This window comes from Chloroflexus sp. (genome assembly GCF_034435895.1).
Lineage (GTDB): Bacteria > Chloroflexota > Chloroflexia > Chloroflexales > Chloroflexaceae > Chloroflexus.
The window spans coordinates 1-21395 of record NZ_DAOTWH010000054.1; the positions used below are offsets into that span (position 1 = coordinate 1).

The following is a 21395-nucleotide window of genomic DNA, read 5'->3' on the forward strand; positions in this document are numbered from 1 at the left end:
CGCCGGCTTTGCCCGCGCTGCCCAGCATGGCGGGCCGCGCGTGGGGCTGGTGCTCGATTATGGTCGCCAATACGGCGCTGCGGCGGCATGGCCTATTCTTGAAACTGCGATTGCATGCCGCTCGATCGGAGTGGTTGGCTGGTCGATCGGCGGCAACGAAATTGGCCACCCGCCTGAAGAGTTTATCGAACTGTTCGCCGCCGCCCGCGCCGCCGGTCTTGGCGTGATGGCCCATGCCGGCGAAGTGGTCGGCCCGGCTAGCGTCTGGGGCGCGATTGATGTGCTGGAAGTGAGCCGGATCGGTCACGGGATTCGCAGCGTGGATGATCCGGCACTGCTGGCCGCCCTCGCCGCACGCGGGATCGTGCTTGATGTCTGCCCAAGCAGCAATATCCGCACCAAAGCCATCACCGCATGGCCAGCTCACCCGCTGCGCCAGCTCTACGACGCTGGCGTGCCGGTGACGATCAATTCCGACGACCCCACTTTCTTCGAGACCACCATCACCGAGGAGTTTCGCCGCGCTGCGCATTACCTCGGCTTTACCGCTGCCGATTTCTGCGCGATGACCCGCACCGCTGTACAGGCGACCTTCTTGCCGACTGCCGAACGCGCAGCTTTGCTCGCCACTATTGAACCATCACTGCACCAGTTGCGCGCCGAGCTGGAAGTGTAGGCAGTTGCCGGCGAAACGGTCAGAATATGCTACAATACCCTATATCTCCGGCAGCGCCAGTCGATTGCAATGCCCGTCTGTCTTGCGCGATACGTATGCAATGAGGTTGCCTGTGACACAGAATGGCTCAGACCGCCCGGTTGTGCTGGAAGCCCGCGGTATCACTAAACGCTTTCCCGGTGTTGTTGCTAATGATAATGTGTCGCTGAAGCTACATAAGGGTGAAGTGCTGGCGCTGCTCGGCGAGAACGGCGCCGGCAAATCCACCCTGATGAACATCCTCTACGGGTTATATCATCAAGACGAAGGTGAGATCTTTGTCAAAGGCGAGCCCATTCGCATCAGCAATCCGCACGAGTCGATTGCGCGCGGCATCGGCATGGTTCACCAGCACTTCCAGCTCGTGCCGGTAATGACCGTCACCGAGAATATTATTCTCGGCAACGAAGTAACCAACGGCCCCTTTCTCAACCGCAAACAGGCTGCCGAACGCATCCGCGCCATCTCCGAGCAGTATGGCCTGCCGGTTGACCCCAACGCACTCGTGGCCGATCTTGACGTTGGCGCACAACAGCGGGTTGAAATTATCAAGGCCCTCTACCGCAACGCTGATATTCTGATCCTCGATGAGCCGACCGCAGTGCTGACCCCGCAAGAGGCAGACGATCTGGTGCGGGTGATGCGCACCCTGACGGCGCAAGGCACTTCGATCATCTTTATTACCCACAAGCTGCGCGAAGTCTTAGAGGTCGCCGACCGGATCATCGTGTTGCGCGGCGGCAAAGTGGTCGGCGAAACCACGCCGGCACAAGCGACCGAAGCCAGTCTGGCGGCGATGATGGTTGGGCGCGAAGTGATTTTGAAGGTCGAGAAACAGCCGGTCCGCCCCGGCGCACCGGTGCTCGAAGTGCGCGGTTTGCAAGTCCGCGACGATCGCCGGCTGCTAGCCGTCAAAGGCGTTGATCTGGAAGTGCGCGCCGGCGAGATCCTCGGCATCGCCGGTGTGCAAGGCAACGGCCAAACCGAACTGGTTGCGGCGCTGACCGGCCTGCGCCCCAGCGAGGCCGGCACGGTGCGGATCGCTGGCGTTGATGCTAGCAACGCCACCCCACGCCAGATCAGCGAGTTAGGAGTGGCCCACATTCCCGAAGATCGCCAGCGCGATGGGTTGGTGACATCGTACCCGCTCACCGATAATTCGGTGCTGGAATTGTACTACCTACCGCCATTCGCCCGCGGGATCGTGCGCGACGAGCAGGCGATCAACGAGCATTGCACCCGCTTGGTGGCCGAATTTGATGTGCGTACGCCGAGCATTCACGTGCCGGCCAGCTCGCTTAGCGGCGGCAACCAGCAAAAGCTAATCGTCGCCCGCGAGTTTACCCGCCCGCTCAAACTGTTGATCGCCTCGCAACCGACCCGCGGCATCGACGTTGGTTCGATTGAGTTCATTCACAACCAGATCGTAAAAAAGCGCGACGAGGGTGTGGCCGTGTTGCTGGTCTCAGCCGAGCTTGATGAAATTTTATCGCTCGCCGACCGGATCGCCGTGATGTACCATGGCGAGATTGTGACCACGGTCAAGAACGGCGAACTATCGCGGGAAGAGTTGGGTCTCTTGATGGCCGGCGCGAAGCTCGATCGCGCAGTGCCAGTGGAAGCGTAATGCATGCGCTGGCGCCGTTCGGTTCACTGTCATTGCGAGCCGAGTGGGTAGGGGTCGCGCAACGCCCGGCCCGCCGCGCGGTGAAGCAATCTCCCACGACAGCAAGAGCGATGCCTTGAGCGGGTTGTCTTGCGCGAGAGCAGGAGATTGCTTTGGGCGCTACGCGCCCTCGCAATGACAGATTGGCGTCAGGGCGCACCACTGCTCTCCTTATGTCATTGCGAGCCGAGCGGGTAGGGGCCGCGCAACGCCCGGCCCGCCGCGCGGCGACGCAATCTCCCGCGACAGCAAGAGCGATGCCTTGAGCGGGTTGTCTTGCGCGAGAGCAGGAGATTGCTTTGGGCGCTACGCGCCTTCGCAATGACAGATGGGTGTTCGGGCACGGCGCGCCCTCGCAATGACAGACTAGCGTCCGATTGTATCAAGCACACTGCCATAGTGGTGGCCACAAAGAAGGTTGTTATAACCCAACATTCAAACAAGACTCATGTCCACATTGTATAGACATGTGAGCGATAAAGGAGAAGAGCATGGCGCAAGCAGCCACTGAAGCGGGGGTTCGCCCCTCGGCGCTCCGCCAAGTATGGGATCGCTGGTCAGGTATCCTCGTGCCAATCTTGGCCGTTTTTAGCGCACTGGTCGTTGGCGCATTCATCATCGGCATTACCGGCGCCGATTGGCAAGCCGCCTATATCGGCTTGTGGGAAGGCGCTTTTGGTTCGCCGCGCGCGATCGCCGACACCGTGGTGCGCTCAACGCCGTTTATCATCTGCGGTTTAGCCGTAGCGCTCGCCTTTAAGGCCGGGTTGTTCAACATCGGCGCGGAAGGGCAACTGTACGCCGGCGCAGTCGCCGCAGTCGTGATTGGCACCACGTTACAAATGCCGGCTATCTTTCACATTCCGGCCACGCTGATTGCCGGCGCACTCGGCGGGGCGGCGTGGGCAGCGATTGCCGGCTTTCTCAAGGCGCGCACCGGCGCGCACGAAGTGATTAATACGATCATGCTCAACTATATCGCGTTGCGCATGACCGACTGGCTAATCCGCAGCAAGACGCCATATATCCTCGGCGATCCTGCTGATACCACCGGCGCCCGATCGCGGCTGATCGCCGACACAGCCCGCTTGCCCGGCATTCAGGTGGGCAGCTCGACCATTTTACACCTTGGCATTCTGCTAGCGATCGTGCTGGTCTTCGTGATCGCATGGCTGCTCTACCGCACAACTCTCGGCTTCGAGATGCGTACTGCCGGCGCCAACCCCAACGCCGCGCGCTACGCCGGGATTAGCGTGCCGCGCACGATCGTGCTGGCAATGGCGTTTGCCGGCGGGTTGGCCGGGGTGGCCGGTGCGATTGAAGTGAGTGGTGTGCGCGGTTCGCTCAGCGCCGATTTCTTTTCCGGTCTTGGCTTCGACGCAATTGCTGTTGCCCTGCTCGCTCGCGCGAACCCAGTGGGAATTATCTTTTCGGGATTACTCTGGGGCGGTTTGCTCACTGGCGCGCGCTTGATGCAAGTGCGGGCTAGCCTGTCGATCGATGTGATCAAGATTGTCCAAGCCTTGATCATTATGTTCGTCGCTGCCGACCAGATTGTCCGCTTTATTTATCGCCTGCCCAAACGCAAACCCGGCGAAGAGACCCAACTCTCGAAGGGTTGGGGCGGGTAGGAGTGCGGCAACGCCAAATCGGATAAGGATAGCCGGCTAACGGATTTGCATCATCACACTACTTTCGCGTTGATCCTATCGCCAACGACGGCGCTCAGATGAGCGCCGTCATCTGCCTTGCTGTACAGGTGATTATGGACGACATCATGATCCAAAACCGTCCGGCCAAACCGGCAGCCGAAGAACGGATGGCCGAAATTATCTTGCCACATCAAACCAACGGCTACGGCACTATGTTCGGCGGCGATGTTATGGCGTTGATGGATAAAGCCGCTGCCATCGCAGCCTTGCGGTTCTGCCGGCTGCCAGTCGTCACTGCCTCAACTGAACGGATCGATTTTCGCACCCCGATTGGGCAAGGCGAGATTGTCGAAGCCTTTTCGCGGGTGATCTACGTCGGGCGCAGCTCGATGGTGGTGCGCGTGCGGCTCTTTGCCGAACACCCGCTGATCGGCGATCGCCGCCTCTGCACGACCGGCTATTTCAGCATGGTCGCGATTAACCGTGAAGGCGGGCCATCGCCAACGGTTCCGCAACTGCTCTTGCTCGATGATGAAGCCCGCGCCGAACATGCCGTTGGCGCCGAGATTCACGCCGCGATTGCGGCCCGTCGCAATACAGGACGACCATGATCGACGAATCACTCTTTCGCCAAACCATGAGTCATTTCGCTTCGGGAGTAACCGTCGTCACGACCGCCCACGAAGGCCGCTTGGCCGGCTTGACCGTGAGTTCGTTTACCTCGCTGTCATTGCGCCCGCCATTGGTGTTGATCTGCATCGATCATGCAGCGACCAGCCACGATGTAATCGCGGCTGCCGGCCAATTCGCGGTGAACATATTAGCCGAAGATCAAGAATATCTCTCGCGCCGCTTTGCGATGCACGACAGCGAGAAATTTGCCCCGCACAGCTACACCCTTTCGCCGCGCGGGTTACCACTTCTGCACGGCGTACTGGCCCAGATCGAGTGCCGGTTACACAGCGCCCTGCCCGGCGGCGACCACACTATCTTCGTAGGAGAAGTGGTTGATGCGCGTGTCTTTGGAGGCCGGCCTCTGTTGTACTACCGGTCAGGGTACCACCAGTTGGGGTGAGCAATCATCTCTTGGTTTGGCGCGTTATGGAAGAGCGTCATGCTACGGTTATTGTGCGCGTTATTCGCCGGTCTCTTCGTCTTCACCGCCTGCGCCGGCGCTGCCCCGCCCAACAGTGTGCCGGCTGGCGTGCCCACCCTGATGCCGACCCGACCAGCCACACCCTCGGCGCCTGCCGGCGACTGGCGCTCGCTGGCCACCGGGATCGAATTACGCCGTTTAGACACGCCCGGCGTGCCAGTGCAAGTGCTTCGCGTCGATCCGGCCAAGGTGCGGTTCGTCGTGGGCTATGATCCGGCGGCGCCGCGTACCCTCAGCGCTTGGGCAGCGCAATACGGCGCTATTGCCGCAATTAATGGCGGCTTCTTTGATGCGAACGGCGAACCAGTGGCGCTGTTAATCAGCGATCAACGGGTCATTGGCCGGAGTTATGTCGATCAGGGTGGTATGTTTGCGATTGACGACGCCGGCGTACCACATCTCTGGTCGCTTGCCGACCAGCCCTATGATGGCGCACCCTTTACCCAAGCCATACAGGGTTGGCCGCTGCTAGTGCGTCCGGGGAATAAAGCCGCCTATACCAGCGACGACGGCCAACGCGCGCGCCGGAGTGCGATTGCGCTCGATCGGGCCGGGCATGTGCTCTTGATCGTCGCTCCCGGCGCAACGTTTAGCCTCGCTGAATGGTCGCAATTTCTGGCTGAGGCAGATCTCGATATCGAGATTGCGGTCAACCTTGACGGCGGCTCTTCTGCCGGCCTCATTGCGCAGAGTGATCATGGCGGCGTGCGAATTGACTCGTTTGGCCCCCTGCCCTTTGCGCTGCTGGTGCTCCCGCTTTGACAGGCTGCGATAGCAAGGGTAAGATGCAGGGAAGGGGCAGCGCGGCGGGCGGATGACAGAGGCACAGCGGCGCTGGGCTCAACCTGAGAGCACAGCAGCGCTGATTTCTGGGGCATAGCGCTGCTATGCCCATACATGAAGGATTATTAAAAGGGAAACTTTGTGCGGTATTGGAAATTATGGCTTGGGCTGATTATTAGCGCGATCTTCCTTGGGATTGCTCTCTATGGCCTCGATCTGGCCCATTTCTGGGAGGCGCTGCGCGAGGCGAATTACTGGTGGCTGCTTCCGGGAGTCACCGTCTATTTTGCTACCGTCTGGGTACGCACGTGGCGCTGGCAATCGATGCTTAACCATATCGCCCCAGTACCGCTGCGCGTGCTCTTCCCCATTGTCGTGATTGGCTACATGGGCAACAATGTGTATCCAGCGCGCGCCGGCGAGGTGTTGCGCAGCTATGTGCTGCGCCGCAATTGCGGCATCGCGATGAGCGCCTCGCTGGCGACAGTGGTGCTTGAGCGGTTGTTTGACGGCTTGGTGATGCTGCTCTTTGTGGCGATCACGCTGCCCTTTGCCCCGCTGCCTACCGCCTTTCGCACCCTTGTGATAGGGTTTAGCGTCTTGTTCATTGTGGCGCTGGTCGCATTTATCGCTTTAGCCGCCCACCCGCAACGCATGAGCCGGCTGTACGCCCTCGCCGTTGACCGGTTTGCGCCGCCGTTCCTGCGCCCGCGCATCCACGGTCTCTTTGACCGGTTTATTATCGGGTTGCAATCGCTGCGCAGCCCGCGCGAAATGCTGGTTATTCTGTTGACCTCAACCTTGATCTGGTTCGGTGAAACGCTCAAATATTGGTTCGTGATGCACGCTTTTCCGTTTGAAATTTCGTTTTTGGTCTTGATGCTGATGACCGCGGTAGTGAATCTCTTCACCACGATCCCTTCCACGCCGGGGTATATCGGCACCTTTGATGCGCCCGGCATTGTGATCTTGACCCAGTTCGGCGTGGCGCATGCGCTGGCCGCCGGCTATACGCTAGTGCTGCACGTGGCGCTGTGGCTGCCGGTGACACTGCTTGGTGCGTGGTATATGCTGCGCCAAAGCCTCACGTGGCGCGATATGGATCGGGCGGCGGCCTTGCGCGAACAGGCAGCAACGACAACAACTGAAGACGCTTCCGTCACCCAGAAGGTGTTACCATGAAGATTGCGATCGTCGGCGCCGGCATTGCCGGTCTGAGCGCTGCGTATGATCTCGCCGGACGCGGCCATGCGGTGACGGTCTATGAAGCCGGTGAGCAGGTAGGCGGCTTGGCCAGCGGTTTTCGTGATCCGGCGTGGCAGTGGCCGCTCGAACGGTTTTACCATCACATCTTCACCACCGATCACGCTATTATCGATCTGACCAACGAGATCGGTATGCGCGACCGGCTCTTCTTCCGCGCGCCGGTGACGGCGCAGTGGTGGCGCGGGCGCGGGTATGCGCTCGATGGCGTACTGCCGGTGTTGCGCTTCCCCGGCTTGCCCTTCCTCGACCGGCTGCGCTTTGGCGTGAGCGCCTTTTATCTCAAGTTCGTCACCAGCAATTGGCAACGGCTTGAACAGGTGACGGCTACCGCGTGGACGGAACGCTATTCGGGTCTCAACGTGGCGCGGGTGATCTGGCACCCGCTGCTCGAAGGCAAATTCGGCCCCCACGCTGATGAAGTCAATATGGCGTGGCTATGGGCACGGCTGCGCGCGCGCAGCTTCAAGCTGGGGTATTTTCAAGGCGGTTTTCAGGCGTTCGCCGATGGGTTGTGCGCCACTTGCGCCCAGCGCGGGGTGCAGGTGTGGCGGAAAACGCCGGTGAAGGCCGTGACGCAGACTGAGACGGGTTGGCAGGTAATCGCTGGCAATCACCCTCCCGCTGATTACGACGCGCTGCTCGTTACCGGCGCGCCGGGATTGCTGGCACGGCTGGTTCCCCATCTGCCGGCCAGCTACCTCGGCCAACTGCGCCAGTTGCGCTCGATGGGGGCGGTTGTGATGACCATCGCCTTGCGCCAACCGCTCACCAACGGCATCTATTGGCTTAACCTGCCCAAAGATGAATTCCCATTTTTGGCGCTGGTTGAACACACCAACTTCATTGAACCGAACTATTACGGCGGCGACCGCCTGCTCTACTGCGGCGACTATCTCGATCCTGACCACGAGTATTTCCGGCTTACGCCAGAAGCGTTGCTCGAACGCTTCGTGCCAGCCTTACGCCAGATCAACCCCGCCTTCCGCCGCGAGTGGGTGCGCGCGTACTGGCTGCACCGCGAAACCTATGCCCAACCGATTGTCCCGGTCAATCACAGCCGCAATATCCCGCCGATTGCAACCCCGCTGCCCGGCCTCTACTGGGCCAGTATGAGCCAAGTCTACCCGTGGGATCGCGGCACCAACTACGCGGTTGAATTGGGCCGGCGCGCGGCGCAGATCATGCTCGCCTACCCGCACCCAACGGCGCAATCGGTACCTTCCGGCTATTGATGATACGCTCATGATGTGATAAGTCATTTCTATACCGGTACATGCGGAGCTATCTCCATCCAGCGCGAGACCGCCTTGCCCAACCTCATACGCGCTGAGCGGGGATCGCTGCGGGTGGTTCAGCTCGGCCCTGCCTTGCCCAGACCATTCCGCACAACAACATAAGTGGGGGGGGAATATGCACACATACCGGCTGATAAGCATCGTAATCCTGATCGGCGTCCTCATCGGTTGCAGCGCGAGCAACGCGCTCCCATCACCCACGCTGGCCCAAGGGCCGGCAGAAACGATCACCCCAGACCTGACTACCGCCAGCAGCCTTGCGCAAACCGTGCCTAGCCCGCTCGCCACTACGCCCGCCACCGCAACGCCAAGCTCTGCCGGCGGCTTTTCCATCCGATTGTTCGGTAGCAGCACCAATGATCTCGACCGGATCAAAATCCCGCTCGGAACGATCAACAGCAGCGGCCAACTGACCAGTTCGCGTCCGGTAAATGTTGGCGGAGATCTGACGGTGGAGTTCTGGATGAAGGCCAATGCCGCCGATAATACGGCGCCGGCTTGCGATGGCTGGTACTACGGCAATATCATTATCGATCGCGACATCTTTGGCAGCGGTGATTACGGTGACTACGGCATTGCGATTTGCGACGGGAAATTGGTCGTTGGATTCAGTGTAGGAAGCGACGATCGGTTACTGAAAGGCAATCGCACCGTCACCGATGACGCGTGGCATCACATTGCCGTCACCCGCGCCAATAGCGGGCAGGTGCGACTGTTTGTCGACGGTCGGCCCGACGCGCAGATGAATGGGCCGAGCGGGCCGATTGATTATCGGCTCAATCGTTCGACCTCGTACCCCAACAGCGACCCCTACCTCGTGTTTGGAGCCGAAAAGCATGACTATCCGGACAGCCGCTACTACAACGGCCTGCTCGATGACGTGCGGCTATCGAACAGCGTGCGCTATACCGGCGACTTTGCCCCCCCTACGGCGCCACACCCCGCCGACGTCAACACCGTGGCCCTCTACCACTTTGATGAAGGCAGCGGCACCGCGATCGGCGACAGCGCGCCGGGCAACCAAAGTCCCGGCGTATTGCAACCACGCACCGGCGGTGCGGCTCAACATTGGTCGACCGACACCCCCTTTGCCAGCAGCAGCACGCCGCTCACCCCACGCGCCTTTTTGCCGATGATTATCCGCAGCTAGGCCCGCTTGCCGCCAGCGCCTCCGCAATTCCGCAACCGTCTCGCCATTGCTGCCCGGCTACGCACGAGCGTAGCCGGGCAAGGTTGCATTATTTCTGGCAAATGATTACGTATATAATGTTGACAACACACGAAAAGCTAGCGTCCGGGTGAGCAAGCAATTGATCCGCACGGTCGAGAGGATATTCGCCTCGTCTCGACCAACCCTCGCCGACGCCTGCTCGGAAAGAAGTGGTATGATCAGTAAACGGTGTTAAATTTGATGGCGTTAGGAGTCGACGATGATTCTGTACAAATTCGACATTATCAACCATCCGGTGCGGATGCGCATCTTCCAAACCTTGTACAGCGGCCCCTATTCGATTAACCAACTGAGCCGTTTGCTGCCCGATGTGCCGCGCCCATCGCTCTACCGCCACATTCACAAGATGCTTGACGCCAAGATCATCAAAGTTGCCGCCACCCGGCATGTCAATGGGATTGAAGAGCGCTTTTTCCTGCCGGTATTCGGGCAAGTGCGGCTATCCGAGATTCATGATGAGGAGGGCATGAAAAAACTCGCCGAGCACGTGAGCATTTATGGTTGGGTAGTCGCGCAAGACTTTGCCCGCTACCTGCTCGAACGCGGCGAGCCAAACTTCGACGACATTTCGGCTCACGATTCCACGTTTTACGCCACTGATGAAGAGTATCGCCAACTGCGCAATGCGATTCACCAGTTGTTGCACACAGCCGAGCAGCAACCTCCCATCGAGGGACGCACGTTGCGGCGCATGTTTGTGCTGGGATACCAGCTAGCTACACTGCCGCACGAGACGCCTGATCATAACAACGGCGGAGGGGCATGATCCATCGGTGGAGCCATATGCCAAGACTATCCTCCCAGCAAGCTCTTCATTTGGCGAAAGATCAGGCGCACGGCAAACTGTGGATTGAGCCGGTAGAGTCGATCCATCATCGTCGCATCGTTACCGACCAGCACCCGAAACTGGTTGCGTTCCATCCCCGCGACGATGATCTGCGCCGCCCGCTCTGCCGGCAATGGCGTGATGGCGGGTTGTTTATCGGTGCGCAGCAAACTGCTCACTCCTGAATTCGCCGTGATGTTGGTGCTGACGGCGCCGGGAAAGACCACCGTCACCCGCACTTTGGTTTCCAGTAGTTCAGAATATAGTCCTTCAGTAAAGAGCTTCACCGCTGCTTTGGCTGCGCCGTAGATGGTTTGTCCCGGCACCGGTACAAAGCCGCCCATGCTCGAAATGTTTACAATATGCGCTTCGGGCCGGGCCAGCAGGTGGGGCAAAAAGGCTTTGGTCATCCGCACGGCGCCGGAGAAATTGACACTCATGACCCGCTCAATCGTTGCCTCATCGAGGTCAAGCACGCGCACAAACGGCTGAATAATGCCGGCGTTGTTGATCAGACCATCAACTGCGCCGTGAGCAGCCACGACTTGCGCCGGCAAAGCAGCCACGGCGGCGCGATCGGTAATGTTCAGCTCGTGGGTTGAAAGCCGGCTAGCCTGCGCCCCCGCCAGTTGCGCCGTCTCACGCAGCGAGGCCGGGTTGAGATCGACCGCTGCGACGCGCGCCCCTTTCGCTAGTAAATGCAACACCAAAGCCCGCCCAATCCCGCTGCCGCCGCCAGTAACAACAATGACCTTGTTTCGGACTCGCATAGGTATTGTCCGTCATTCTTCAGTTGGCTTCAACCAATAGCAAGGATACCATACTCGACAGTATCTGTCTTGTCAACTAAAACTGCCGGGACAGCCAGTATGGCTGTCCCGGCTGAGTCACCCTGATCGCCTATGACAGCGTTTGCTCATACCACGCGGCAAAATGATGCACCGGCCCGTGACCATGGCCCAAACCCGGCGCATGGCGCAAGGCCAAGGTAATATATTCCTTGGCCGCTTGAACGGCATCGGGGACGGCAAGCCCTTTCGCCAAGCCAGCCGCAATCGCCGAGGCAAACGTGCAACCGGTGCCATGGGTGTGGCGGGTTTCGATCCGGGGTGAGGTGAAATAGCGATACTGCACCCCGTCATAAAGCACATCAATGCTATCGCCTTGCAGATGGCCACCCTTGACCAGCACCCAACGCGGCCCCATGCGATGGATCGCTTGCGCCGCTTGTTCCATCTCGGCGACCGTCTCGATCACCATGCCGGTCAAGGCGCGCGCTTCGGGCAGGTTGGGGGTGACAATCGTCGCCAGCGGCAAGAGCAGCTCGATAAGAGCCGTCTGCGCTGCCGGGCGCAAAAGCGGATCGCCGCTCTTGGCGACCATCACCGGATCGACCACCAGTGCCGGCCACCGATAGACCCGCGCTTTTTCAGCCACCACGGCGATAATCTCGGCGTTGGCCAGCATCCCGGTCTTGACCGCATCAACCCCAATATCGCTGACCACCGAATCGATCTGCTGGCCGACAAACGCCGCCGGCAATTCGATTACCCCTTGCACACCGATCGTATTCTGCGCTGTCACCGCTGTAAGGGCGCTCATACCATACGCCCCTAGCGCAGCAAAGGTCTTGAGATCGGCCTGAATACCGGCCCCGCCGCCCGAATCAGAGCCGGCAATCGTTAAACAGCGTGGCAGCGCCATAGTTACTCCTTTCTATGCGCGTTGGCGCGCAGCAGCGACAAGTGCGCGCAACTGCTGCGCCGCCGCAGCGACATCTTCAGCGGCGACCACCGCCGACACGACGGCGATGCCTTGCGCGCCGGCGGCGATGGCATCGGCGGCATTGGCAACATTGATCCCGCCAATCGCAACCACCGGCAGCGGCACGTGCCGGCAAATCTCACGTAGGCCATCCATTCCGATCGGCGGCGCGGCGTCAGGTTTGGTGGGAGTGGCAAAAATCGGCCCTACCCCCAGATAATCCGCGCCGTCTTGCACGGCCTGCATGGCCTCGGCCAGATTGGCCGCCGAGACCCCCAACAGCTTGTCAGGGCCGATCAAGCGACGGGCAACTGCCGCCGGCATATCGTCTTGGCCGACATGCACCCCATCGGCATCAATCGCTAAAGCCACATCGAGCCTATCATTGACGATCAGCGGTACACCGGCGCGCTGGGTCAGTTCGCGCAAGGCCTGCGCTTCGGCAATCATCTGGCGGGTAGCAGCCGTCTTTTCGCGGTACTGCACCACTGTCGCGCCGCCGGCAATCGCCGCTTCGATCACCGCCAGATGCGACCGGCCCCGCGACAAACCAGCATCGGTGACGACGTAGAGGCTCCAGTCAAGATGTGTTTTTGGTTGCATAGCTGAATAACTCGGTATGAAATGCGGCAGTTCCACTGCCGCACGCCATCATGCGATGAGCACGAACGCTTTGGAATGCGGCAGTTTCACCGCCGCACGCCATAACCCACCGGCTGACATACCGCAGTGAGACGACCGTCCGCCATCATCCGATAAGCGCGAGCAATGCACCTACCGCGCCACCACAATGCTTTGATCGTCGCTCAAGCTGGTCACGCGCGCACCAGCCCGAATCTGTTCCGCCGACAGATGGTAGATCGCATCATAGAACGCCACTTTAAAGCTGGCCGGGCCGTGCGCTTGGGGGGCAGCTAGCTCGGCGGCCACCCCAAAACAGGCTAAGCCAGCTGCGGCAGCCAGCACATAATCGCGTTCGATCGCTGCAAAGGCCGCAATCACGGTCGTCGCCGAGCAACCGGTGCCGGTCAGGGTCTTGAGCCACTCGTGACCGTTATCAACCGCCAACACCCGGCTACCATCGGTGACAATATCGCGCTTCCCGGTGACCGCCACCACCGTCTGATACTGTTGCGCCAGCTTCTGCGCCGCCGCCACCGGATCATCGGCTTCAACCACTGCCTCAACACCCTTCACCACGCCACCCATGCCAGCCAGCGCGCCGATTTCACCTGAATTGCCGCGCACCACCGCGACCCGCAATTCCTCCAGCAAGCGGCGATTGCTCGCGGTGCGCAGCGAAGTCGCCCCGGCGCCAACCGGATCGAGCACGATTGGGATGCCCAGCTCATTCGCCCGTTTGCCGGCGATTAGCATGGCTTCAATCCAATCGGGCGATAACGTGCCGACATTTAACACTAATGCACCCGCCATGGCCACCATCTCGGCCACCTCTTCGCGGTCGTGGGCCATCACCGGCAAGCCACCGATATGGAGCGTCACGTTGGCCGTGTCGTTCATCACCACAAAATTGGTGATGTGGTGGATCAGGGGGCGCTGCTGGCGCACCCGTTCCCGTAGTTCTGCGATCCGTTCGTTCAATATCATCGTTACCTCCTTGCGCCAGCAAACGGATGAGCGTTGCGCAGGGACAAAAAACCGCCCTGCCGCGGCAGGACGGTGAGTTGACGATCCACGCAGACCGCATCGGACTGCGCACTGCTCCTCCCTCCGCTGGCATAACCCAGATCAGGTTCAGAGGGTCGGCGCCGGCGGCAAAAGCCAAAGGCGCCCTCTCAGCTCGGTTCTCCCAAGCTCCCCCGGCATGAAGATTGTTGCACTCATGATAGCATGAAATAATGGGCGGCGCAATCCGGCCAGATAATTTGCGATCAAAGAAAGCCGCTTTCAAGGCGCTATTCGTTTGACGATCCCCGCCCAGACTGGTATAATGCAGGCTTGATGTGAGCAGTGGTTCACGTCGGTGTTTTATTGTTGTCTGCATAACATAAGGTTCGCCTTAACGGTGACGCTCATCCCGGCAACTGGCTTCCGGCACGCAGCCGTCACCGCTCGAAAGACGAAGGAGTCGCGCTATCAGAGACCGGTTTCGCATCAACAATCGCATTCGCGCCCGTGAAGTGCGCCTGATCGATGAAAACGGCACCCAAGTCGGCATCGTCCCCTTGCGCGAGGCGCTCGCTATGGCTGAAGAGCGGGGGTACGATCTGGTTGAAGTCGCGCCCAATGCGGTTCCGCCGGTATGCCGTCTGCTCGATTACGGCAAATTCCGCTACGAGCAGAGCAAAAAAGAGCGGGAAGCGCGCCGCAATCAGAAGCAGTCAGAATTAAAGCAGATCCGGCTGATGCCGAAAACCGACGAACACGATGTCGCCGTCAAGGCGAATCAGGCGCGGCGCTTTTTGTTGGCCGGCGACAAGGTGAAGTTTAACTTGCGCTTCCGCGGTCGCGAAATGGCCCACCCGGAAATCGGGCGCAAAATGCTCGATGAGATTGCCGAGCAATTGAGCGATATTGCCGTCATCGAGCAAAAGCCGCTGATAGAGGGGCGCGTCCTCTCAATGTTGTTGGCGCCGACAGCGAAGGTGTTGAAAGCGGCCCAGCAGGCGCAGAAGGCTGCCGCTCAGCGCCAAGCTGCCGCAAACGCCCAGTCAGCCCCAGCGCCAGCAGCGCCTGTTGCTACGCCGGCCAACGAAGACGAAAAAGAAGACTTTGTTGATGAGGATGAGCTTGACGAAGATGATGACCTCATCGACGAGGACGAAGATTACGATGACGAGGACGAAGATGATTTTGACGATGACGAGCGGGAACGCCGGCGACGGCGCTAAGTGATGCGAAACCGGTCTGGCTTCTGCTATCCGGTTGCGGTAAAGGAGCTATTCAATGCCTAAGATGAAGATGAAGACGCACAAGGGCGCGAAAAAGCGCTTTAAGGTAACTGCGTCTGGCAAGTTTTTGCAGCAGAGCGGTGTGCGCGGCAATAAGCGCAACCGGCCGAGCCGCTCGCAACGCAAGTGGGGCAAGGATCAGCCCACCTCGCCGGCTAATCGCCGCATGTTGCAAGTTGCGCTGCCTTACGGTTTGGAGTAAGCACGCCAGAGGCGGGTCGCTCATACCCGTCGCAAACGTCAGCCCTGCGCTGCCCGCAGGGTTTTTGTTGGTACGTAACGTTATCAGTATTCAAGCTATAGTGCGGATGAAGTTCAGGGTTCGGTCTGCCACCCCCTGACCGATCCGCCAAAGGAGAACAACCATGGCTCGTGTTAAGCGTGGCACAATGGTGCGCAAGCGCCACAAGAAGCTGTTAGAGCAGGCGAAGGGTTATCGCGGCGCGCGCAGCCGCCACTATAAGGTTGCCCACGAAGCGGTGATGCACGCGCTCGCCGATGCGTACCGCGACCGCCGCCGCCGCAAGCGCGATTTCCGCCGGCTGTGGATTATGCGCATTAACGCGGCTGCCCGCCTCAACGGCACGACGTACAGCCGCCTCATCAATGGCCTCAAGCAGGCGAATATTGTGATCGACCGCAAGATGCTGGCTGATCTGGCTGTCCGCGATCCGCAAGCCTTTGCCCGCATTGTGGCGCAGGCGCAGGCGACGGCGTAATTGCGTCAAAGCGATTAGAGGGTAGGTATTTTTTACCGCAGAGGGCGCAGGGGACGCAGAGGATAATCCAATTCCCTGCGTCTCTTCGCATCCTTGGCGGCTTTGCGTTCAGCATCTCTGCGCCTTTGCCCCCTTTGCGGCTTTGCGTTTGCCACTTGGCATGCTTCGCGTCCCTAGCGGCTTTGCGTTTGACCCCTTTGCGTGTTTCGCGCCTTCGTGTTTGCCCCTACCCCCAGCCCCTCCCACGCTGGTGCGGGAGAGGGGAGATCTTTTTTACCGCAGAGGGCGCAGGGAACGCAGAGGATGATTTAATTTAATCCCCTGCGTCTCTTTGCGTCCTTAGCGCCTTGGCGTTTGTACCCTTTGGTCTCTTCGCGTCCTTGGCGGCTTTGCGTTTGCTCCTTTGCGCCTTGGCTTGCTTAGCGCCTTCTCGTTCACCGGCCACTTCAGCGTATAATGAACTGTATTTGCATTTGGGCATCGCTACGTTGATGCGTTAACTCATGGTGATTACCAGCACCGCCAACCAACACGTCAAATGGCTGCGCGCGCTGGCCGCATCGGCCCGCGATCGGCGACGCGAGCGCAGTTTCGTCATCGAAGGCGTGCGGCTCGTGGCAGATGCCCTCGCTGCCGGAGCCGAACTGCGCCTTGCCCTCTATGCGCCTGAGCAACTGGCTGCCACTGCCGCCGGTACAGCACTGCTTGCCCGCCTGCAAACGCTGCCCCGCTGTTTCCCCGCCACTCCCGCCGTTGTGGCTGCCGCCGCCGATACCGAACAACCGCAAGGCGTGATTGCCGCCGTCGCATGGCCGGAATTGTCGCCCCGTCCCGGTCTCCGGCTCGTGCTCGACGAGATCCAAGACCCCGGCAATGTCGGCACCTTGCTGCGATCGGCGGCGGCAGCCGGCGCGGGCCTTGTGCTGTGCGCTCCCGGCACCGCCGATCCGTTTAGCCCCAAGGTGGCCCGCGCCGCTATGGGAGCGCACTTTGCCGTGCCGCTTCGCCTGTTGGGGTGGGAAGCGATTGCCGCCGAACTTGGCCCTTACACCGTGTATGCCGCCGATAGCGCTGGCAGCCAACCGTACTACGCCGTCGATTGGCGCCAACCGGCGGCGCTGATTATCGGCAACGAAGCGCGCGGCCTCAGCGCCGCCGCCCGCGCGCTCGCTCACCAAACCATCACCATTCCGATGGCCGGCCTGATCGAATCGCTCAATGCCGGCGTCGCTGGCAGTATTATCCTGTTTGAAGCCTTGCGCCAACGCAGCGCCGATGCCTGCGCTCCCTCGCCGCGCAACAATGTATAATAGCAACAATGATCGCGTCTCTGGAACAAGATGGTGCCGCATGACCACACTGCTCGATGAATTGGCTGCGCTCGAACAAGAAGCTCTCAGCGCCCTCGAGTCAGTCACCGACTTAGCCACCCTCACCGAATGGAAGAGCCGCTTTATCGGCAAGCAAGGCCGTCTCTCGCGCCTGAGCCGCGGCCTCGGCGCGTTGCCCGCCGAAGAACGGCCAGTGGCCGGCCAGCGGGTGAATGCGCTGCGCGAACAGCTCGAAACGGTATTCGCCGCTGCGAAAGAACGGCTCGAAGCGCAGGCAATCGCCGCCGAGTTGGCCGCTGACCGGGTCGACGTCACCATGCCCGGTCGCCAACCTGCGGTCGGTTATATCCATCTCACCAACCAGATCTTGCGGCAAGTGCAGCAGATCTTCGCCGAGATGGGTTTTCAGGTTTGGGAAAGTCCTGAAGTTGAATACGACGCCTTCAACTTCAGCCTGCTCAACTTCCCCGATGACCACCCAGCCCGCGATATGCAAGATACGTTTTATGTCGAGATGCCGGCAGGCGCGCCATCGGTGCTCTTGCGCACCCACACCTCTCCCGGCCAAATCCACGCCATGCGGCGCAATGCCCCCAATCCGCTGCGGGTGCTGATTCCGGGTAAAGTCTACCGCAACGAGCAGGTAACGGTGCGCAGCGAGATGATGTTCCACCAGTTTGAGTTTTTGGCCGTCGGGCGCAACGTGACGATGGCCGATCTCAAAGGCACGCTGAGCTTCTTTGCCGAGCGGATGTTCGGGCCGGGCACCCAGGTGCGCCTGCGCCCCAGCTTCTTCCCCTTCACCGAACCGAGCGCCGAGATGGATGTGACCTGCTTCTTGTGCGGCGGCAAGGGCTGCCGGATTTGCAAGTACGCCGGTTGGCTTGAGATCGGCGGTTGCGGGATGGTGCATCCGAATGTACTGCGCAACGGCGGCTACGATCCGGCGGAATTCAGCGGCTTTGCCGGCGGTTTCGGCCCCGAACGGGTCGCGATGCTCAAGTACGGCATTGATGATATTCGCTGGTTCTACAGCGGCGACCAACGCTTCGTCGAGCAGTTTGGGTGAGCGATGCGCCGCGACGAACTGAACAAGGCGATTCACGATCTCTACCGCGCTGAACACGAGGCGCTCGGCGAGCGCGGCGGCTACGAGTTGCTCGACCGCGCTCGCCAGTGGGATCTCGCACCCACCTTGGCCACCGGCGGCGTGATTGTCTTTCCGCACGCTGGGGTAGCCGATTGCGGCCACCAGATTGCCGCCGCCGTCCATGCCTGCCTCGATAGCGGGGCCAGCCGGGTGCTGGTGATCAGCGTCTTGCACGCTTGGAATGACGAGATGGAACAGGCCCGCCGCCGAGTCGCCGCTGGCGGATCGCCTGCCGCCGAACGGTATTGGGGCATTCAGGGGCCGGGTCTCGACCGCGGCAATGAATGGCAGCTTGACCACGCCCTCTACAGCTTCCGCTTCTTCTGGGAGCTGGAAACCCGCCGGCGCGGGATTCGCGGGCCGCAGGTAATCGAGCGGTATCCATATCTGGCCGGCGGCCATCCCGAACTGTTGCCGAGCATTGACGAGCTAGTCGAACTGGCCCGCGATGCGGTGATTGTCTCGACCGCCGATCCGTTCCACCACGGCATCGGCTACGGCGACCCGCCCGACCAAGCACTGGCCCCAGAGGCCGGCGGGTTGGCATTAGCCCGCCGCACCATCGAAGAAGGCATGCATCTGCTCGCCGCCGGTGACTACTGGGGTTACAACCAACACTGCGTGCGTGCCAAGAGCGATGCCCGCGACGCCGGACAGGTCTTCCGCTTCCTGCGCGGCCCTCTCCACGGAGAAATACTCGATCTGGTGGCGAGCGATGCCACCCAACTGTACCAGACGCCGCCCCCCACGTGGGTCGCCGCGCCGCTGGTGCGCTGGACGAAAGCAACCGCATGAACCGGAATCGTTTATGGCTGTACACCGTGCTCTTCGCCGGTGTCTTGATCGCTTCCACCGCGTCGATCATGATCCGCTACGCGCAGGGTGCTGGCATGCCCTCGCTTAGCATTGCCGCCGGACGGCTGGGGCTAGCGGCGCTGATCCTGACCCCCATCGCGCTGAGCCGGGCCAGCGGCGAGATTCGCCGGCTGCGCCGGCGCGATGTCCTGTTTGGCATGGGAGCAGGCGCGTTTTTGGCGGTTCACTTCGCCAGTTGGATCAGCTCGCTCGAATATACTTCGGTAGCGAGCAGCGCCGCGCTCGTCTCAACCAACCCGCTCTGGGTCGGGATCGCCTCGCTCTTCTTTTTCCGCGAACGGTTGCACTGGACGACGCTGCTCGGCATTGCGCTGACTTTGATCGGGACAATTGCGATCAGCGTGAGTGATAGCGCCAACCCAACCCAGAGCAACCCGCTGCTCGGCAATACGCTGGCGCTGATTGGCGCGGCTACCGCCAGCGCCTACCTGCTCATCGGGCGCGATTCGCGCCGGCGGCTGTCGGTACTGACGTACATCTGGCTAGTCTACACTAGCGCGGCGGTGGTTTTAGTGGTGTGGGCCATCGCCACCGGCCAGCAATTCTTCGGCTTCCCGCCGTATGTCTACCTCTTCATTCTTGGTTTAGCCATCGGCCCGCAACTGCTTGGCCATACCGCCTTCAACTACGCACTCAGCAGCTTATCAGCCACCTACGTGGCGGTGGCCATTCTCGGCGAACCAATCGGCTCGACTTTGCTCGCCTTCATCCTCTTTGGCGAAACGCTAGCCCCGTTGCAGTTCGGCGGGATCGTACTCTTGCTCAGCGGGATTGCCATCGCCTCGATCGCCGAACAGCGCGCGCCAGAGAGCACTGCCCAGCAAGCGACAGGATAAAGCGCGGATAGAGTGCGGTCATTCCGCTGCCGCATCCCAGCGCCATGCTAGTCTGGAGTGCGGCAGCGTGACGGCTGCACTCCTCGTTCGCCCTATATGAAGGTGAGAGCTTCCATTCGGATACGCAACCCGCTTGCCACACTTGTGGTATGATAAAGGTCTACCAGATTGCATTGAGGTTCGGCGGTGTTGATCGGTCTTTCCGCTTTAAGTTTCAGTTATCGCTGCGGCCTGATCGGCCGCGGCACCCCGCGCGCTGTCAGCCATCCGCTCGACGTGGAAGATATCGTGACACTAGCCGCGCGCGCCGGTTTGCAGAGCATTGAATTTCCGCTCAGCCTGTTGCCCGACCTAGCGCCTGAACGGCTGCATGCGCTGCGCGAGCGGCTGAATCTGTGCGGTTTAACGCCGGTCGCCGATAGCGAGATCGCAAATGTTGACTTGCTCCGCAGCCACATCCCAGCAGCGGCGATGGCCGGTGCGCGCGTGTTGCGCGTCTTGATTAGCCCAGTGCTCGAAGGCTACCGCCGTCCATTCACCGACAATTGGCCTGCCTATCTGGCCGATGTGACTGAGCGGCTGCGCGCAGTCATTGATCTAGCTGCCGAACACAACGTGGTGTTGGCGGTTGAGAACCACCAAGACGCTACCAGCGCCGATCTGGCCGCAATCTGCGCCGCGGTTGACAGCCCGTACCTTGGGGTCTGTTTTGATGCAGTCAACACGCTGGTGGTGGGTGAAACGCCCTACGCAGCAGTCGAACGGCTTGGGCCGCTGATCCGCAATGTTCACCTTGCCGATTACGAAACCTACCCAACTACCCAAGGCTGGCGGCTGGTGCGCTGCGCCCTTGGCGAAGGCGATCTCGACATTCGCCGGTTGTTGGGCCAGATTGAAAAATACGCCCCTGACGTCGCCTGCCAGATCGAGCTGGTCAGCCACAGCGCCCGCCACGTGCGCATTCTCGACGATGACTGGTGGCGAGGCTACCCACCCTGCGACGTGCGCGAAGTCTTGCCGGTCTTGCGCCTCTTTGCCCAAACGATGCGCCTGCGCGATGACGATTGGCGCACGCCATGGGAACGCGGCGCCGGCGAAGAGCAGATCAGCTTGTACGAAGACCAGCAATACGCCGCTTCGATTGCATACCTGCGCACGATCGGCGTCTTGCCCAAACTGTAAAGATAGGACTAAATTCCTGTCTGTTAAGCTCTTCA

Annotated in this window: 22 protein-coding genes and 1 riboswitch; of the genes, 18 read left to right on the forward strand and 4 right to left on the reverse strand. The window is 60.6% G+C overall.

Annotated features, from left to right (window positions below):
• The 10 genes from U9R81_RS03115 to U9R81_RS03160 all read left to right on the forward strand — a co-directional run.
• The coding region (locus U9R81_RS03115) for an adenosine deaminase family protein (protein ID WP_416180931.1) at window positions 1-676 on the forward strand (676 nt) is incomplete at its 5' end.
• Window positions 677-788: 112 nt separating this feature from the next.
• A complete protein-coding gene (locus tag U9R81_RS03120; protein ID WP_322494068.1) occupies window positions 789-2342 on the forward strand; it encodes an ABC transporter ATP-binding protein in 1554 nt (517 codons plus the stop codon).
• Between the two features lie 530 nt (window positions 2343-2872).
• Window positions 2873-4012: an ABC transporter permease gene (locus U9R81_RS03125; protein ID WP_322494069.1), complete on the forward strand. Its 1140-nt coding sequence runs from the start codon at window positions 2873-2875 to the stop codon at window positions 4010-4012.
• A 98-nt stretch (window positions 4013-4110) separates the two neighbouring features.
• Window positions 4111-4644 carry an acyl-CoA thioesterase gene (locus U9R81_RS03130; RefSeq protein WP_322494070.1) on the forward strand — a complete coding sequence of 178 codons (534 nt, stop codon included), beginning with the start codon at window positions 4111-4113 and terminating at the stop codon, window positions 4642-4644.
• Window positions 4641-5108: a flavin reductase family protein gene (locus U9R81_RS03135; protein ID WP_066788413.1), complete on the forward strand. Its 468-nt coding sequence runs from the start codon at window positions 4641-4643 to the stop codon at window positions 5106-5108. Before U9R81_RS03130 ends, U9R81_RS03135 begins: the two co-directional genes overlap by 4 nt.
• Window positions 5109-5147: 39 nt before the next feature.
• The gene (locus U9R81_RS03140; RefSeq protein ID WP_322494071.1) at window positions 5148-5951 is read left to right on the forward strand and encodes a phosphodiester glycosidase family protein; all 804 of its coding nucleotides are present in this window, start codon (window positions 5148-5150) and stop codon (window positions 5949-5951) included.
• A gap of 162 nt (window positions 5952-6113) precedes the next feature.
• Window positions 6114-7154, forward strand: coding sequence for a lysylphosphatidylglycerol synthase transmembrane domain-containing protein (locus U9R81_RS03145; RefSeq protein ID WP_322494072.1), 1041 nt, complete (start codon window positions 6114-6116; stop codon window positions 7152-7154).
• Complete coding sequence (locus tag U9R81_RS03150; RefSeq protein ID WP_322494073.1) at window positions 7151-8470, forward strand: NAD(P)/FAD-dependent oxidoreductase; 1320 nt, start codon at window positions 7151-7153, stop codon at window positions 8468-8470. Before U9R81_RS03145 ends, U9R81_RS03150 begins: the two co-directional genes overlap by 4 nt.
• Before the next feature lie 178 nt (window positions 8471-8648).
• Window positions 8649-9683: a LamG domain-containing protein gene (locus U9R81_RS03155; RefSeq protein WP_322494074.1), complete on the forward strand. Its 1035-nt coding sequence runs from the start codon at window positions 8649-8651 to the stop codon at window positions 9681-9683.
• Between the two features lie 280 nt (window positions 9684-9963).
• On the forward strand, window positions 9964-10530 hold the full coding sequence (locus U9R81_RS03160; RefSeq protein ID WP_322494075.1) for a helix-turn-helix domain-containing protein: 567 nt from the start codon (window positions 9964-9966) through the stop codon (window positions 10528-10530).
• 26 nt (window positions 10531-10556) lie between these two features.
• Here the strand turns inward: U9R81_RS03160 and U9R81_RS03165 are convergent, their stop codons facing one another.
• The 4 genes from U9R81_RS03165 to thiM form a co-directional block, all read right to left on the reverse strand.
• Window positions 10557-11360 (reverse strand): SDR family oxidoreductase, encoded by an 804-nt coding sequence (locus U9R81_RS03165; protein ID WP_322494076.1) that lies wholly within the window; start codon window positions 11358-11360, stop codon window positions 10557-10559.
• Window positions 11361-11490: 130 nt separating this feature from the next.
• Window positions 11491-12294, reverse strand: coding sequence for a bifunctional hydroxymethylpyrimidine kinase/phosphomethylpyrimidine kinase (gene thiD / locus U9R81_RS03170; protein ID WP_322494077.1), 804 nt, complete (start codon window positions 12292-12294; stop codon window positions 11491-11493).
• Window positions 12295-12306: 12 nt separating this feature from the next.
• A complete protein-coding gene (thiE, locus tag U9R81_RS03175) occupies window positions 12307-12957 on the reverse strand; it encodes a thiamine phosphate synthase (protein WP_322494078.1) in 651 nt (216 codons plus the stop codon).
• Between the two features lie 171 nt (window positions 12958-13128).
• A complete protein-coding gene (gene thiM / locus U9R81_RS03180; RefSeq protein ID WP_322494079.1) occupies window positions 13129-13962 on the reverse strand; it encodes a hydroxyethylthiazole kinase in 834 nt (277 codons plus the stop codon).
• 101 nt (window positions 13963-14063) lie between these two features.
• A riboswitch (TPP riboswitch) is annotated at window positions 14064-14186 on the reverse strand.
• A 309-nt stretch (window positions 14187-14495) separates the two neighbouring features.
• Here thiM and infC point away from each other — a divergent pair.
• The 8 genes from infC (at window position 14496) to U9R81_RS03220 (ending at window position 21360) form a co-directional block, all read left to right on the forward strand.
• Complete coding sequence (gene infC, locus U9R81_RS03185; protein ID WP_416180932.1) at window positions 14496-15206, forward strand: translation initiation factor IF-3; 711 nt, start codon at window positions 14496-14498, stop codon at window positions 15204-15206.
• Between the two features lie 55 nt (window positions 15207-15261).
• The gene (locus tag U9R81_RS03190; protein WP_322494080.1) at window positions 15262-15468 is read left to right on the forward strand and encodes a bL35 family ribosomal protein; all 207 of its coding nucleotides are present in this window, start codon (window positions 15262-15264) and stop codon (window positions 15466-15468) included.
• Between the two features lie 163 nt (window positions 15469-15631).
• Window positions 15632-15985, forward strand: coding sequence for a 50S ribosomal protein L20 (gene rplT / locus U9R81_RS03195; protein ID WP_322494081.1), 354 nt, complete (start codon window positions 15632-15634; stop codon window positions 15983-15985).
• 503 nt (window positions 15986-16488) lie between these two features.
• Window positions 16489-17295 carry an RNA methyltransferase gene (locus tag U9R81_RS03200; protein WP_322494082.1) on the forward strand — a complete coding sequence of 269 codons (807 nt, stop codon included), beginning with the start codon at window positions 16489-16491 and terminating at the stop codon, window positions 17293-17295.
• Window positions 17296-17335: 40 nt separating this feature from the next.
• Entirely contained in the window at window positions 17336-18385 is a 1050-nt protein-coding gene (gene pheS / locus U9R81_RS03205; RefSeq protein WP_322494083.1) for a phenylalanine--tRNA ligase subunit alpha, read from the forward strand.
• Between the two features lie 3 nt (window positions 18386-18388).
• Entirely contained in the window at window positions 18389-19261 is an 873-nt protein-coding gene (locus U9R81_RS03210; RefSeq protein WP_322494084.1) for a hypothetical protein, read from the forward strand.
• Window positions 19258-20178, forward strand: coding sequence for a DMT family transporter (locus U9R81_RS03215; protein WP_322494085.1), 921 nt, complete (start codon window positions 19258-19260; stop codon window positions 20176-20178). Before U9R81_RS03210 ends, U9R81_RS03215 begins: the two co-directional genes overlap by 4 nt.
• A 186-nt stretch (window positions 20179-20364) precedes the next feature.
• A complete protein-coding gene (locus tag U9R81_RS03220; protein WP_322494086.1) occupies window positions 20365-21360 on the forward strand; it encodes a sugar phosphate isomerase/epimerase family protein in 996 nt (331 codons plus the stop codon).
• The last annotated feature ends 35 nt before the right edge of the window (window positions 21361-21395 follow it).

Bases quoted from the DNA above. Each gene is read 5' to 3' on its own strand.
- U9R81_RS03125 (WP_322494069.1), top strand. From the start codon at position 2,873: ATGGCGCAAGCAGCCACTGAAGCGGGGGTTCGCCCCTCGGCGCTCCGC.
- U9R81_RS03130 (WP_322494070.1), top strand. From the start codon at position 4,111: ATGAGCGCCGTCATCTGCCTTGCTGTACAGGTGATTATGGACGACATC.
- U9R81_RS03135 (WP_066788413.1), top strand. From the start codon at position 4,641: ATGATCGACGAATCACTCTTTCGCCAAACCATGAGTCATTTCGCTTCG.
- U9R81_RS03140 (WP_322494071.1), top strand. From the start codon at position 5,148: ATGCTACGGTTATTGTGCGCGTTATTCGCCGGTCTCTTCGTCTTCACC.
- U9R81_RS03150 (WP_322494073.1), top strand. From the start codon at position 7,151: ATGAAGATTGCGATCGTCGGCGCCGGCATTGCCGGTCTGAGCGCTGCG.
- U9R81_RS03155 (WP_322494074.1), top strand. From the start codon at position 8,649: ATGCACACATACCGGCTGATAAGCATCGTAATCCTGATCGGCGTCCTC.
- U9R81_RS03160 (WP_322494075.1), top strand. From the start codon at position 9,964: ATGATTCTGTACAAATTCGACATTATCAACCATCCGGTGCGGATGCGC.
- U9R81_RS03165 (WP_322494076.1), bottom strand. From the start codon at position 11,360: ATGCGAGTCCGAAACAAGGTCATTGTTGTTACTGGCGGCGGCAGCGGG.
- thiD (WP_322494077.1), bottom strand. From the start codon at position 12,294: ATGGCGCTGCCACGCTGTTTAACGATTGCCGGCTCTGATTCGGGCGGC.
- thiE (WP_322494078.1), bottom strand. From the start codon at position 12,957: ATGCAACCAAAAACACATCTTGACTGGAGCCTCTACGTCGTCACCGAT.
- thiM (WP_322494079.1), bottom strand. From the start codon at position 13,962: ATGATATTGAACGAACGGATCGCAGAACTACGGGAACGGGTGCGCCAG.
- U9R81_RS03190 (WP_322494080.1), top strand. From the start codon at position 15,262: ATGCCTAAGATGAAGATGAAGACGCACAAGGGCGCGAAAAAGCGCTTT.
- rplT (WP_322494081.1), top strand. From the start codon at position 15,632: ATGGCTCGTGTTAAGCGTGGCACAATGGTGCGCAAGCGCCACAAGAAG.
- U9R81_RS03200 (WP_322494082.1), top strand. From the start codon at position 16,489: ATGGTGATTACCAGCACCGCCAACCAACACGTCAAATGGCTGCGCGCG.
- pheS (WP_322494083.1), top strand. From the start codon at position 17,336: ATGACCACACTGCTCGATGAATTGGCTGCGCTCGAACAAGAAGCTCTC.
- U9R81_RS03210 (WP_322494084.1), top strand. From the start codon at position 18,389: ATGCGCCGCGACGAACTGAACAAGGCGATTCACGATCTCTACCGCGCT.
- U9R81_RS03215 (WP_322494085.1), top strand. From the start codon at position 19,258: ATGAACCGGAATCGTTTATGGCTGTACACCGTGCTCTTCGCCGGTGTC.